General features: G+C 62.6%; 16 protein-coding genes. 13 read left to right on the top strand and 3 right to left on the bottom strand.

Translation table 11 applies throughout. The features are described 5' to 3' along the window. Nucleotides 1-5 precede the first annotated feature (5 nt). The 9 genes from cyoE to IMX18_RS20180 all read left to right on the top strand — a co-directional run bounded on the left by cyoE (nucleotide 6) and on the right by IMX18_RS20180 (nucleotide 6,786). Nucleotides 6-893, top strand: coding sequence for a heme o synthase (gene cyoE / locus IMX18_RS20220; protein ID WP_100413254.1), 888 nt, complete (start codon nucleotides 6-8; stop codon nucleotides 891-893). Nucleotides 894-1,169: 276 nt separating this feature from the next. Further along, complete coding sequence (gene alaC / locus IMX18_RS20215) at nucleotides 1,170-2,378, top strand: alanine transaminase (RefSeq protein WP_013970982.1); 1,209 nt, start codon at nucleotides 1,170-1,172, stop codon at nucleotides 2,376-2,378. Between the two features lie 131 nt (nucleotides 2,379-2,509). After that, nucleotides 2,510-3,637, top strand: a complete 1,128-nt coding sequence (locus tag IMX18_RS20210) for a PH domain-containing protein (protein WP_100413255.1) — start codon at nucleotides 2,510-2,512, stop codon at nucleotides 3,635-3,637. Nucleotides 3,638-3,796: 159 nt separating this feature from the next. Next, nucleotides 3,797-4,180, top strand: a complete 384-nt coding sequence (locus IMX18_RS20205) for a YkgJ family cysteine cluster protein (protein ID WP_003259127.1) — start codon at nucleotides 3,797-3,799, stop codon at nucleotides 4,178-4,180. A gap of 385 nt (nucleotides 4,181-4,565) precedes the next feature. Next, nucleotides 4,566-4,820, top strand: a complete 255-nt coding sequence (locus IMX18_RS28115; protein WP_013970985.1) for a hypothetical protein — start codon at nucleotides 4,566-4,568, stop codon at nucleotides 4,818-4,820. Then, complete coding sequence (locus tag IMX18_RS20195; RefSeq protein WP_015268995.1) at nucleotides 4,817-5,068, top strand: DUF3077 domain-containing protein; 252 nt, start codon at nucleotides 4,817-4,819, stop codon at nucleotides 5,066-5,068. Before IMX18_RS28115 ends, IMX18_RS20195 begins: the two co-directional genes overlap by 4 nt. A gap of 196 nt (nucleotides 5,069-5,264) precedes the next feature. Next, on the top strand, nucleotides 5,265-5,828 hold the full coding sequence (locus IMX18_RS20190; RefSeq protein ID WP_012270565.1) for a GNAT family N-acetyltransferase: 564 nt from the start codon (nucleotides 5,265-5,267) through the stop codon (nucleotides 5,826-5,828). 12 nt (nucleotides 5,829-5,840) lie between these two features. Further along, nucleotides 5,841-6,380 carry a hypothetical protein gene (locus IMX18_RS20185; RefSeq protein ID WP_015268996.1) on the top strand — a complete coding sequence of 180 codons (540 nt, stop codon included), beginning with the start codon at nucleotides 5,841-5,843 and terminating at the stop codon, nucleotides 6,378-6,380. A gap of 19 nt (nucleotides 6,381-6,399) precedes the next feature. Next, on the top strand, nucleotides 6,400-6,786 hold the full coding sequence (locus tag IMX18_RS20180; RefSeq protein WP_100413257.1) for a lysozyme inhibitor LprI family protein: 387 nt from the start codon (nucleotides 6,400-6,402) through the stop codon (nucleotides 6,784-6,786). 122 nt (nucleotides 6,787-6,908) lie between these two features. On the opposite strand, the gene mnmH is transcribed toward IMX18_RS20180, so the two are convergent. After that, entirely contained in the window at nucleotides 6,909-8,021 is a 1,113-nt protein-coding gene (gene mnmH / locus IMX18_RS20175; RefSeq protein WP_217190023.1) for a tRNA 2-selenouridine(34) synthase MnmH, read from the bottom strand. Further along, nucleotides 8,021-9,055, bottom strand: coding sequence for a selenide, water dikinase SelD (gene selD, locus IMX18_RS20170; protein WP_015268999.1), 1,035 nt, complete (start codon nucleotides 9,053-9,055; stop codon nucleotides 8,021-8,023). Before selD ends, mnmH begins: the two co-directional genes overlap by 1 nt. Before the next feature lie 127 nt (nucleotides 9,056-9,182). Here selD and IMX18_RS20165 point away from each other — a divergent pair, with 127 nt between their 5' ends. From IMX18_RS20165 to phnE, 4 genes are read left to right on the top strand one after another with little or no spacing between them, the layout of a single operon-like run. After that, the gene (locus IMX18_RS20165; RefSeq protein ID WP_015269000.1) at nucleotides 9,183-10,037 is read left to right on the top strand and encodes a putative selenate ABC transporter substrate-binding protein; all 855 of its coding nucleotides are present in this window, start codon (nucleotides 9,183-9,185) and stop codon (nucleotides 10,035-10,037) included. 20 nt (nucleotides 10,038-10,057) lie between these two features. Further along, nucleotides 10,058-10,852, top strand: coding sequence for a phosphonate ABC transporter ATP-binding protein (locus IMX18_RS20160; RefSeq protein WP_100413274.1), 795 nt, complete (start codon nucleotides 10,058-10,060; stop codon nucleotides 10,850-10,852). After that, the gene (locus tag IMX18_RS20155) at nucleotides 10,846-11,673 is read left to right on the top strand and encodes a PhnE/PtxC family ABC transporter permease (protein ID WP_015269002.1); all 828 of its coding nucleotides are present in this window, start codon (nucleotides 10,846-10,848) and stop codon (nucleotides 11,671-11,673) included. Before IMX18_RS20160 ends, IMX18_RS20155 begins: the two co-directional genes overlap by 7 nt. Further along, entirely contained in the window at nucleotides 11,670-12,437 is a 768-nt protein-coding gene (phnE, locus tag IMX18_RS20150) for a phosphonate ABC transporter, permease protein PhnE (RefSeq protein ID WP_015269003.1), read from the top strand. The genes IMX18_RS20155 and phnE overlap by 4 nt, the downstream gene beginning before the upstream one ends. A gap of 139 nt (nucleotides 12,438-12,576) precedes the next feature. On the opposite strand, the gene IMX18_RS20145 is transcribed toward phnE, so the two are convergent. Beyond that, nucleotides 12,577-13,470: a bestrophin family protein gene (locus IMX18_RS20145; RefSeq protein WP_100413260.1), complete on the bottom strand. Its 894-nt coding sequence runs from the start codon at nucleotides 13,468-13,470 to the stop codon at nucleotides 12,577-12,579. Between the last annotated feature and the right edge of the window lie 64 nt (nucleotides 13,471-13,534).

Genomic DNA, 13,534 nt, shown 5'->3' with positions numbered 1-13,534 from the left:
ACTGCATGTCCGTTAAGCACTTTATCCAAATCACCAAACCGGGGATCATTTTCGGTAACGTGCTTTCCGTGGCAGGCGGTTTCTTCCTTGCCTCGAAGGGCCATGTGGATTTCGCCCTGTTCCTGGCGGTGGTGATCGGTACTTCGCTGGTGGTTGCGTCCGGATGCGTGTTCAACAACTGCATCGACCGTGACATCGACCACAAGATGGAGCGCACCAAGAACCGCGTCATGGTCCAGGGCGGCATGTCGCTGCCCCTCGCGCTGATCTACGCCACCCTGCTCGGGGTGGCGGGTTTCAGCCTGCTGTATGTCCAGGCCAACCCGCTGTCGGCGTTCTGTGCGCTGATCGGCTTCATCGTCTACGTCGGTTTCTACAGCCTGTGGCTGAAGCGTAAATCGGTGCACGGCACCTTGGTCGGCAGCCTGTCTGGTGCCATGCCTCCGGTGATCGGCTATTGCGCCGTGAGCAACAGCTTCGACCTGGCTGCATTTACCCTGCTGGTGATGTTCAGCCTGTGGCAGATGCCGCACAGCTTCGCCATCGCGATCTTCCGCTTCAAGGATTACAGCGCTGCCAACATTCCGGTCCTGCCGGTGGCACGTGGCATCCTCGCGGCGAAGAAGCAGATCGTGCTGTACGTGCTGGCTTTCGTGCTCGCAACCCTGATGCTTACCCTCGGCGGTTACGCCGGCCTCGGCTATCTGGCCGTGGCAGCAGCCATGGGCCTGTACTGGCTGTACATGGCCTGGGCTGGCTACAAGGCCGAGGACGACAGCAAGTGGGCACGCAAGGTGTTCGGCTTCTCCATCCTCACCGTCACTGCCCTGAGCGTGATGATGGGTGTGGACAGCCAGACCGCTGCGGAAGTGCTGATGACATACGCACGCTGATACTGCTGCCTGTTTCACGAAAAACCCCGGCCACTGTGCCGGGGTTTTTTATGGGCGTTTTTCTGTGCCGGCCTTGTTCGCGGGCTCGCCCGCGAACAAGGCCGGCACAGCAGAATATAAATTTCTTATTTTCAAAAAATACATCTGAAAAGATCTATGAAAACAGGAAATTGTCCTTTACAGGTATCCTGTATCGGCACTATCTTCTGATTCAGGCCGCCACATCGGCCAGCGTCGCTCGGACGGTTCCGGGCGCTTACGTACTCAGAGGAAGCCATGGCCAACCCAGGTTCGCCGCGCCGCTTTGCGCGCATCGATCGTCTGCCCCCTTACGTCTTCAACATCACTGCCGAGCTCAAGATGGCCGCCCGCCGCCGTGGCGAGGACATCATCGACCTGAGCATGGGCAACCCCGATGGCGCCACCCCGCCGCACATCGTCGAGAAGCTGGTGCAGGTCGCCCAGCGTGAAGATACCCACGGCTACTCCACCTCTCGCGGCATCCCGCGCCTGCGTCGGGCCATCTCCAACTGGTACAAGGAACGCTACGAGGTCGACATCGACCCGGAAAGCGAAGCCATCGTCACCATCGGCTCGAAGGAAGGCCTGGCGCACCTGATGCTGGCTACCCTCGACCAGGGCGACACAGTGCTGGTGCCCAACCCCAGCTACCCGATCCATATCTACGGGGCGGTGATCGCCGGTGCCCAGGTGCGTTCGGTACCGCTGGTGCCGGGCGTGGACTTTTTCAACGAACTCGAGCGGGCCATCCGCGAGTCGATCCCCAAGCCGAAGATGATGATCCTCGGCTTCCCGTCCAACCCCACCGCTCAGTGCGTGGAGCTGGACTTCTTCGAGCGCGTGGTGGCCCTGGCCAAGCAGTATGGCGTGCTGGTGGTCCATGACCTGGCCTATGCCGACATCGTCTACGATGGCTGGAAGGCCCCGTCGATCATGCAGGTGCCGGGGGCCAAGGACATCGCGGTGGAGTTCTTCACCCTGTCCAAGAGCTACAACATGGCTGGCTGGCGGATCGGCTTCATGGTCGGCAACCCCGAGTTGGTCAGTGCCTTGGCGCGGATCAAGAGCTACCACGACTACGGCACCTTCACCCCGCTGCAGGTGGCTGCCATTGCAGCACTGGAAGGCGACCAGCAGTGCGTACGAGACATTGCCGAGCAATACCGCCAGCGCCGCAACCTGCTGGTGAAAGGGCTGCACGAGCTGGGCTGGATGGTCGAGAACCCCAAGGCTTCGATGTACGTATGGGCGAAGATCCCGCCGGAGTATGCGCACCTGGGCTCGCTGGAGTTTTCCAAGAAACTGCTGGCCGAAGCCAAGGTTTGTGTGTCGCCGGGGATCGGTTTTGGTGATTATGGTGATGACCATGTGCGTTTTGCCCTGATCGAGAACCAGGATCGTATTCGCCAGGCGATTCGCGGGATCCGGCAGATGTTCCGGGCTGATGGCCTGACTCGTAAGTAAGCCCCCATGTCTACAGGTACGGCACATGCCGCACGGCCTGCGCCGTACCTGTAGGAGCACTTTCCTACTGCTCTACAGCTACCCAGATAACTATTTTTCTGCACTCATTTCTCACTTCAGAGACCCGAAAGATGAGTGTCTTCACCGCCTATTTCTGCGGCACCGGCTCCCACCGCTTCGACGATGCCAACCCCAACTTCTGGAATGGTGAGCTGGTCTCGACCCTGGCCAGCAATGACCAGGGCCGCGAGTTCGCTCACTGGATTGCCGTTGACGGCCCCGGCAGCGGCAACCTCCAGGATGACAATCTGTTCGTCGAGCCCGGTGGTTATTTCAACTGGAGCGGCCAGTTGTTCGGCAGCGGCTGGGAAGAGAACGTCAACCATGTGCTGAAGGTGATCAAGGGCGAAAGCAGCTGGCAGCGCACCAAGCTGAGCGAGGAAGAATACGAGCGGCTGAAGGAGGCCGCGGTTCCGATCCCGGATGCCACCTCTACAGCTTCCTGGTTCTGGCGCACCTATGACTACGGCGAACGCCACCCGACGCCACAGGAGCTGCAAGAGCGCATCATCAACCTGTTCCGCAAGCCGCGCTTGCCGACCCAGGTGAACCTGGTGGGTTGGAGCAGGGGAGGGATCAGTTGCCACATGCTGGCCAACGCCATGGCGCAGGACCCTGTATTGCGGGACATACCCGTGAATATCTTCGCCATCGACCCGGTGCCGGGCATCGGTAACCTGCAAAGCCAGCGGGTAACCTTGGCGGGCAATGTCCGCGAGTATGTGGGTTTCTATTCGCGGGACGAGCGATCCAAAGGCTTTGCCTGCGTGATCCCTTCGGTCGAACCGGGTACACGGATATGCATCTACCCGATACCAGGCCGCCACGCCACGCTGGTGGGCAACGCCTCCATCGACGGTGCGAGTGATGGCAAGGTACTGGCGGAGCCGGGATTGATCGTTCGTCATTTTGCCGAGGTCTGCCTGACCCGCTGGGGTGTGCAACTGGACAGGCGCCTGTTCCTGAGCGACGAGCAGTTGATGCGATATCACATGGTCATGGCCGCTGCCGAAGGGAGTTACAAGGCCATGCGTAGCGAGTCGTATACCGTACTTACCGAGGGCGAAGATGACGACCGCTTGGTGTATTGCGGCGAGACCTGCATTCACTTCAGCAAGGTGTGTGGTGATGGCTATGAGCCGACCGAGGGCCTTGGCCAGCAGCGCTGGGATGTCAACACCTACAAGGCATTACGCTGACTTGAATGGGCGGCCGGGGAAGTCGTTGGTCGCCCGTGTTCAATTGCCGGATCAGCGGCAAATATTTTTTGCATTCCCCTCTATCCAGCCGCCCCGGCTTGGATTGAAAATGGCGCCGCGGGCCAGCCCCGATAACAACAACCTTCCCTCCGTGCCATCATGTCCGAATACAACCCTTGCCTTGACTGCGGCGCCTGCTGCGGGTACTTCCGTGTGTCCTTTTTCTGGGGCGAATGCCAGTCCGCCGGGGGCCTTGTGCCGGACGACCTGGTGGTACAGATCAACCCCACCCGTGTTGCCATGATCGGCACCGATGCCAAACCCTGCCGCTGCATCAGCCTGCAGGGCGAGATCGGCCAGGAAGTGGCTTGCACCATCTACGCCAACCGTTCCAGCCCCTGCCGCGAGTTCGAGGCGTCGTGGGAGGGTGGGGTGCATAACCCCAGCTGCGACGATGCGCGGGCGGCGTATGGCCTGCCACCACTGACCCCGCCCGGGGCCAACGAGCCGCATTGGCCGGATGATGGGGCTGAGGTGGCCTGATCGTATTTCGTTAGCCTGTACCGGCCCTTTCGCGGGTAAACCCGCTCCTACAGGTATCACCGTACCCTGTAGGAGCGGGTTTACCCGCGAAAGGGCCATCAGCTGTAAGAAGATTCTGAACCTGCAACCAAATGCTTCAGGTTGCCAGGGATTAGGAATTATCCTACGGCCTAAGTCGGATGCCGTCTGATAGGCAAGTAGCTACCTCAGAGATAACGTTTCGGCGTCGTCACAATTGGCGATCGGGTGTGAGAAGCCCGGTGTTTCGAGATGGCTTGCCAGTTATGGCAGCCGTGCGCGTGCAGACTTCGGTCTGGCCGGTGCCTCGGACACTGGTCTTCTCACCTCGCGTACGGCTGCCACCTTATCTGTGAGAAGGATGCGAGTGGTTGCCTCTGAAAATATTTCCGAGATGACTATGAAAAAACTTGTACCTGATCCACCCGTTACAGACCTTACTTACCAAGCCGCGAAGTCCCAGGCTACCCAGGTCATGGACATTCTCTCCAACACCATCCTCCAATACCTCGACGCAGAAGCCCCGGACCTGCGTTCCACCCTTCTCGAAAACATGTCGACGCAAACTGCCCTGTTGCACGCCTTGTTAGCCCACATAAAGGCGCAGGAGGCCCAGGCATGAGCGACCACCTCAAATCCCGCACCACCGTAGGTGCGGAGAAATTCCTTGAGCTGTACCGGATAGAGCCGGGTGTACCGCTTGATCTGGCATTCGATGAATTGTCGGTGCTGATCGGCTGTATCAAGCATTTGAACGAAGAGGCCGAGATGGAGGGCGACAAGATCGCTGGCAGCGCGGCGCGCATTCTCAGTGCCATGGCCAAGGCGCTGATCAATGACATGGAAATGGGCTTGAATCGGGGCGCCTGAACGATTTTTGGGGCCGCTTTGCGGCCCATCGCCGGCAAGCCAGGCTCCCACAGGTATAGTGCAAGGCTCCTGGCCTGTGGTGTACCTGTGGGAGCCTGGCTTGCCGGCGATAGGGCTGCGCAGCAGCCCCGGGATGCTTGAACCGATCGCTTGACGTTAAACTGTCATCTCCCCAGCAATGGACAGGAGATCCGGCGTGACCCCACCCCGCAGTTTCCCCAGTGACCTCTGCCTCGACAGCCCGCGTCTGCAATTGCGCCCCATGCGCCATGCCGATGCCGCGCAATGGCTGGCGATCATGGCCGACCCCGAGGTCATGCGCTATTGGCACCATGCACCTTGGCAAGACCTGGCCGAAGCCGAAAGCGCCCTGGCCGCCGACCGCGAAGCCTATGCCAATGGTGACCAGCTCAAGCTTGGCATGTACCGCCGTGACAACGGCGAACTGATCGGTATGGTCCAGCTGTTCAATATCGACGATGTCTCTCGCCGTGGTGAAATCGGCTACTGCCTGGCCAGCGCGGTGCAGGGCAGGGGTTACATGGACGAAGCACTGACCTGCTTCATCGATTACCTCGCCCACACCCTGCACATGCGCCGCCTGGAAGGCGAGATCGACCCGCGCAACCAAGGTTCGGCACGCACTCTGGAGCGCCAGGGCTTTGTGCTGGAAGGCACATTGCGTGCGCGTTGGTGCGTTGCCGGCGAGTTGTCCGATTCGGGTATTTATGGCCTTCTGCTAGAGCCCCCGGTTGCATAGGAAGTAAATCTCTTGCCAGTTTTCTACCTGAGCGCCAGCCTGCTGCTTTACCTGCTCGCACTGTTCTTCGACGGCGCGCTGATGAGTGGTGACCGCCACATGCCGGCCCTGCAGATGCTGTTGTACGGGCCTTGGGGTATGCCCTTCGGGTTGTACCAGTGGTTTGCCAACCCGCTGCTGGCCCTGGCGGTCCTTGCCCATCGACGCTTTCGCCGGCTGGCATTGCTGGTCGGGCTGGTGGCTGTGTATCTGGCGGCCAGCAGCTTTGGAATTGACCGCCTGCCGGACAATCAGAGCTATGAGTTCCATGACCTGACCGGTTTTGGTGCCGGTTTCTACCTGTGGCTGGCGGCAATGGTGGTGTTTTGCATGGGCCAGGCCTGGCATTGCTGGAGGGCACGCAGCGCCGACGACATGCCGGGCTGGAGCTGGCTGGATGTGGTGTTGATCGCGGCGCTTGGCGTGGCGTTGTATGCGGCCACGCAGATGCCATCGCTGCGCTTCGAGCCGGGCAAGGTGCTGATGCCGCCGGAACAGCCACAGACGCTGTGATACCCACAAGGAGGGGTTGATGACCAAGCATTACCTGACGGGCCTGGCAGTGGCCTGTGTGCTGCCGCTGGCCCAGGCGGATGACTACACGCCGGGATACGGGCAGTGCATGGACAAGGCGTCCAGTACCGTTGCCATGAGCGAGTGCATTCGGGCCGAGACGCAGTTGCAGGACCAGCGTTTGAACCGGGTGTACAAGCAATTGATGGGCAAGCTGGATGCCGGGCAGCAGAAGAGCCTGCGTGATGTGCAGCGCAAGTGGCTTGCCTACCGCGATGGCAATTGCGGGTTCCATGTGCAGGCCAGTGGCGGGACCATGGCACAGCTGGAAGGTGGGTCCTGTGTGATGGACATGACCCGCGACCGGGCGGCGGAGCTGGAGCGCGTGCTCAGCCCTGGGCAGTGAGGCTGCCAGTACTGGCCCTATCGCCGGCAAGCCAGCTCCCACAGGGAGCGCATACCCTGTCAGGCAGTGCAATACCTGTGGGAGCTGGCTTGCCGGCGATGGGGCGCGAAGCGGCCCCGTTTTTACTTGCGCGGTTCGCGCAGCGCCCGGGCCTTGAGATACTCGCGCACTTCCACCGCATCCCCGGCAAACTCGATACGCTCTGCTTTCGCTGCACGCTGGTAGGCATACATCGGGTCGTAATACTCGCTCAGCAAGCTTTCGATGAAGACCCGGTGCAACTCCACCGAACCACTGCGCTGCTGCTCGTCCAGCGCCTGGCGCAGGATTTCCGACAGCCGCTGATGGCGCTCGCCGCCGAGGCGCTTTTGAATCCTGCCCATGCTCTGCAGAAGTGTCTCGGCAAATAGCCGCCGGCCATCTTCTTCACCATGCAGGCTGACGAACTCGGCGCTCAGGTCGATCACGTAGTCGCGCAGGATACGCTCCACGCGGTTGGCCAAACTGTCTTCCAGCCACACCAGCGGGTATTGCTGCATGCCCTGGTACAACTCCAGCGGTACGGTGCAGCTGCCCACGATTCGGCCTTCGTCTTCCAGCACGAACTGCTCGATGCCCCGGGCGCGTTTTTTCAACACGTCTATGGCCAGCCTGTTCTCGAAGTCGATCTGCGCTGGCTGAGCAGTGGCGCGCTTGCCAAAGCTGGAACCGCGATGGTTGGCGTAGCCCTCCAGGTCCAGCGCGTTGTCCAGCAGGTGCAGCACATCCGTCTTGCCGGTGCCGGTCAGGCCGCCCACGAGCACGAAATCACATTGCGCGACCGCCTGTTGGGTAGTCTCCAGCAGGAAGTGGCGCATAGCCTTGTAGCCGCCCTCGACGAGGGGGTAGTGGATGCCCTTCTCATCGCGCAGCACTTTCTGCACAAGATGGGAGCGCAGGCCGCCACGGAAGCAGTACAGGTAGCCTTCCGGGTGATCCTCGGCGAACTTTGCCCAGGCCTCCAGACGTGCCTGCTTGATCTCGCCGCTGACCAGCTTGTGGCCCAGAACGATGGCTTCAGCCTGGCCTTTCTGCTTGTAGCAGGTGCCGACCTTTTGCCGCTCCTGGTCATTCATCAGCGGCAGGTTGACGGCGCAGGGGAAGGCGCCCTTGGCAAACTCGACAGGTGCACGCATGTCCATCATCGGCACATCGTCGAGGAACAACTGGCGAAAGTCGGTGCAGTCGGGGCGCATCAGATCACCTCGACCGCGTGGCTCTGTCGCTCGACCAGCTTGCCGATTGGCGCCAGTTGCAGGCCCAGTTCGGCGGCCACCGCCAGGAACTCGGCTTCACCCTCCGGGATAACCGCCACCAGCAAGCCGCCACTGGTCTGCGGGTCGCACAGCAGATGCTTCTGGTCGTCGCTCAGGGCGCCGATCTTGTGGCCATAGCTGTCGAAGTTGCGCAGGGTGCCGCCGGGGATGCAGCCCTCGGCCAGGTAGTGGTCGACGCTGGGCAGGCGCGGGACGGCGGCATAGTCCAAATGAGCGGTAAGGCCACTGCCCTCGGCCAGTTCCACCAGGTGGCCGAGCAGGCCGAAACCGGTGACGTCGGTCATGGCCTTGACCCCGTCAAGCTTGCCGAAGCGGCTGCCTGGCGTGTTGAGGGTGCACATCCAGTCGCGGGCAAGGCCCTGGTCCTGGGGGCGCAGCTTGGCCTTTTTCTCGGCGGTGGTGAGGATGCCGATACCCAGTGGCTTGGTCAGGTACAAGCGGCAGCCTGCGCTGGCGGTGTCGTTGCGCTTGAGGTGACGCTTGCTGACCACGCCGGTGACGGCCAGGCCGAAGATCGGCTCGGGGGCGTCGATGGAGTGGCCGCCGGCCAGCGGGATACCGGCTTCGGCGCATACCGCACGGCCGCCGCGGATCACTTCGCGGGCCACTTCCGGTGGCAGCACGTTGACCGGCCAGCCGAGAATGGCAATGGCCATCAGCGGGTCGCCGCCCATGGCGTAGATGTCGCTGATGGCGTTGGTGGCGGCGATACGGCCGAAGTCGTACGGGTCATCGACGATCGGCATGAAGAAGTCGGTGGTCGAGACCACGCCGCGCTCGTCATCCAGCGCGTACACGGCAGCGTCGTCGCGCGAGGTGTTGCCTACCCAAAGTTTCGGGTCCAGAGCCTGGGTGCCGCTTTCTGCGAGGATCACATCCAGCACCTTGGGGGATATCTTGCAGCCACAGCCGGCACCATGGCTGTACTGGGTCAGGCGAATCGGCTCGCTCATGTGCACCTCAGGAGGTCAATTTGATGCGCGATTGTAGCAAAGCTGGCCTTTGCGCCTGCGCCTCTTATAATTCCCGTCGTCGGCCTATAGGCCGACATTTCCCCGCTATTGAACCGGAGAACACCTCATGCTCAAACGCCCTCTGGCGCTCGCCGCCGGCCTTGTGCTGTCTTGCTGTGCCGTTGTCGCCCAGGCCGCCGACACTCTGCGGGTCAGCGCCATCCCTGACGAAGCACCGACCGAACTGCAGCGCAAGTTCAAACCGTTGGGCGAGTACCTGGCCAAGCAGTTGGGCATGGAGGTGAAGTTCGTGCCTGTGGCCGATTACCCCGCGGTAGTCGAATCGCTGGCCTCCGGCCGCCTGGACCTGGCCTGGCTGGGGGGCTTCACCTTCGTACAGGTGCACTTGAAGGACCCTGCCGCCACGCCGCTGGTGCAGCGTGAACAGGATGCGCAGTTCACTTCCAAATTCATCACCGCCAACCCTGATGTGAAGAGCCTGGCCGACCTCAAGGGCAAGTCGTTTGCCTTCGGTTCCATTTCCTCCACTTCGGGCAGCCTGATGCCGCGTTACTTCATGCTCAAGCAGGACAACATCAAGCCTGAAGACTACTTCGGTCGCGTTGCCTACTCCGGCGCCCACGATGCCACCGTGGCCTGGGTGCAGGCCGGCAAGGTCGATGGCGGCGTGCTCAATGCCAGCGTTTGGCAGAAGCTGGTGGATGCCGGCAAGGTCGATACCGCCAAGGTGAAGGTGTTCGCCACCACCCCGACCTACTTCGACTACAACTGGACCGTGCGCGGCAACATGGACCCGGCGCTGAAAGAGAAGATCAAGAAAGCCTTCCTCGGCCTCGACCCGGCCAACCCGGAGCACAAGGCGATCCTCGACCTGCAGGCGGCCAGCCGCTTCATCGAGACCAGACCTGAGAACTACGTGGGCACCGAGCAGGCTGCGCGCGAGGCCGGCCTGCTCAAGTGATATCGACAGTGGCTTCCAATGTGGCGATCCATCTGCACGAGGCCGGGCTGCGCCATGGCCAGGTGCGTGCGCTCGATGCCGTGAGCCTGAGCATCGGCCAGGGCGAGCGCGTCGCCATCATAGGCCCGTCGGGGGCGGGCAAGTCCAGCTTGCTGCACCTGATGGCGACCGCCGTCCAGCCCAGCAGCGGGCGCCTGGAACTGCTCGGCGAGCAGCCATGGGCGTTGTCCTCCAGAGCCCGCCAGCGCCTGCGTGCGCGGGTAGGCCTGGTGCATCAGGCACCGCCCTTGCCGCCGCGCCAGCGGGTGGTGACGGCAGTGCTGGCCGGCCGCCTGGGGCAGTGGGGCATGCTGCGTGGCCTGTTCAACCTGCTGTACCCCTGCGATGTGCCGGGGGCGCGCCAGGCACTGGCCGAGCTGGGGTTGGCCGACAAACTCTTCGTACAGTGCGGGCAATTGTCCGGTGGCCAGTTGCAGCGTGTGGGCATTGCCCGGGCGCTGTACCAGCGGCCGCAGGTGTTGTTGACCGACGAGCCGGTGTCGGCCATGGACCCGGTGCTGGCTGACCACAGTCTGGCCTTGCTCAACCGCCACGCACAGGCCAATGGCGTCACTCTGGTGGCGAGCCTGCATGCCGTGGACCTGGCGCTGGCGCACTTCCCGCGGGTGGTTGGTATCCGCGAAGGGCAGGTGGTGTTCGACTGCCCGGCGCAAGCGGTGACCGAGCAGTTGCTGGATGCGTTGTATGCGAATGAACAACTGGCTTCACCACCGAGCCAGGGGCCGACCCTGACCGTGCAGATACCGCGATGCTGAAACTTGATGCCCGCGACCCGGCGCTGTGGCCGCGGTTGCTGCTGACCCTGCTGGCTGTGGCGGTGCTGTGGCCTGGCGTGCAGCTGAGCGAATTGAACCCGGCGGTCCTGCTGCAAGCGGAGAATCGCCAGCAGATCGCCAGTTTCACCAGTGCCTTCTGGCCACCAGCACACGATGCCGACTTCCTTTCCCTGCTTTATGAGGCCACCTTGCAGACCCTGGCCGTGGCCACGGCCGGCATGGCGTTGGCGTTGCTGCTGGCGGTCCCTGCCGGGTTGCTGGCCAGCCGTGCCTTGTCGCTGCGTGCCGCCTCACATGGCGGTCGCGCCGGGTTGTGGTCGCGTCTGCTACGCCTGCCAGTGCGCTGGTTGCTGATTTTCCTGCGCAGTGTGCCGGAAATCGTCTGGGCGTTGCTGTTCGTGCGGGCCGTGGGGCTGGGGCCGACGGCGGGCGTGCTGGCTATCGCCATTACCTACAGCGGTATGCTCGGCAAGGTCTATGCCGAGATCTTCGAATCGGTCGACCAGCGCCCGGCGCATGCCTTGCTGCAGGCGGGTAGTGGCCGCCTGGCTGCGTTTTTCTACGGCATCCTGCCCAGTGCGGTCTCCGAAGTGGTGTCCTACACCGTGTACCGCTGGGAGTGCGCGGTGCGCGCCTCGGTGGTGATGGGCTTTGTCGGTGCTGGCGGGCTGGGGCAGCAGATCGACCTGTCGATGCGAATGTTCGCGGGAGCGGAGGTGGCAAGCATGCTGCTGACCTTCCTGGTCCTGGTGATGCTGGCCGACCTGCTCAGCCGCTTCCTGCGCTGGAGGCTTGCATGAACCGGGTCATCAACTGGCTGGTGCTCGGCGCCATCGTGGCTGCAGTGATGGCCTCGTTCGCATACCTGGAGCTGGACTTGCAGGCGCTGGTCGGCAACGGCGGGCTGGGGCAGATGGGCGAGTATGCCGGGCGTTTTCTGCACCCGGACCTGTCTGCCGGGCACCTGCGCGCGGTAGCGCATGGGGCGCTGGAAACCTTGGCCATGTCCGGCCTGGGCACCTTGTTGGCCATGCTGCTGGGCATGCTGTTGGCGCTGCCGGCCGCTGGCCGGTTCGGTTGGCCACTGCAGGCCTGTGCGCGGTTGTTGCTGAATGCCCTGCGGGCCATCCCGGAACTGGTGTGGGCCGCGCTGACGGTGCTGGCTGCCGGGCTTGGGCCGAATGCCGGTACCCTGGCGTTGGCGCTGCACACCGCTGGCGTGCTGGGGCGGCTGTTTGCCGAGGCGCTGGAGAACGCACCGCCGGAGCCGGCGGCGGCCATCCGCTTGCAGGGCGGTAGCCAGGTGGCGGCATTCTGCTTTGGCACCTTGCCCAATCTGTGGCCGCAGTTGCTGGCTTATAGCCTGTATCGGTGGGAGAACAATATCCGCATGGCCAGCGTTCTGGGGTTTGTCGGTGCGGGTGGGTTGGGGCAGATGCTGTACACCACCTTGAGCCTGTTCCAGGAGGCCCAGGCCAGCACGGTGATCATGGGGATGCTGGTGCTGGTGTTGCTGGTGGACGCGTTGAGTGATGTGTTGCGCCAGCGCTATGTGCGGGCCTGACAGATAGCCGGGGCCGCGTTGCGGCCCTATCGCGACACAAGGCCGCTCCTACAGGCAAAGTGCCGCCTTTGATGCTTGCGCGGCCCCTTGTAGGAGCGGCCTTGTGTCGCGATGGGCTGCAACGCAGCCCCAAAATCCCTCAGGCACCCACAACTCCGGCACACTGCGCCTCCCGCTGCATCGACTCCAGGTTCCGCTCAATCGTCTCGCAAATGCTGTCCATCTGGATCTGGTGTTCACTGAGTCTGAACGGGCTCTGCAAATCCGTCCCGATCCGCTCGATGGCCAGCAGCATGAAGCCCACCACCGTCGAAGCCAGCGGCGTGAACCAGCCCAGCGATTCCACCAGCCCCACCGGTACGATCAGGCAGAACAGGGTGATGAACAGCCGAGGAAAGTACACGTAAGGGTAGGGCAGCGGCGTATTGGCGATCCGTTCCATGCCACCTTGGGCGTTGGACAGGTCCACCAGCGTTGACTCCAGCCTTGCCAGGCGAATGCTGTCCAGCCGCCCGGCCTGGTATTCCCGCGCCAGCAACGCCGCCGAACCACTCAGAATGTCGTTGGCGAAATTGTTCGAACGGTTGCGCCGCTCGAATTCCGCAGGCGGGATGAACGCCATCAGTTCATCCGGGCAGCGCTCGCCCTTCAAGTGTGCCGCCAGGCAGTTCACATAGGCGATATGCCGGCGCAGCAGGGTAGCCTTGATCGGGTTCAGGCCATCATCCGGGTCATCGATCAGGGTCAGCACCTGCCGCGCGAAGCTGCGCGAACTGTTCACCAACGCCCCCCACAATGTGCGCGCCTCCCACCAGCGGCTGTAGGCGCTGCTGTTGCGAAAGCTCACCAGCACCACCAGCGCCGAGCCCAGCAAGGTCAACGGGATCAGCGGCAGGGTGAACTTGCTGTTGAAGAACAGCATGAAATCGATGGTGACCAGCACATCCCAGATCAGCAGCCAGAACAGCGACCAGCCGATGTAGCCGACGGTCTTCACGACCAGGCGGTACTTGCGGGTGATGATGTCTTTCACGCGGGGGTACCTCGAAACGCGGGTGATGCAGGATCGGACGTCGAGGCGCGGCGAAGGTTCGGGT

It is taken from the genome of Pseudomonas shirazica, assembly GCF_015168335.1.
In the GTDB taxonomy this organism is placed as follows: domain Bacteria; phylum Pseudomonadota; class Gammaproteobacteria; order Pseudomonadales; family Pseudomonadaceae; genus Aquipseudomonas; species Aquipseudomonas asiatica.
The sequence above is the reverse complement of the archived record's forward strand: the minus strand, read 5'-3'. Positions and strand labels throughout refer to the sequence as shown.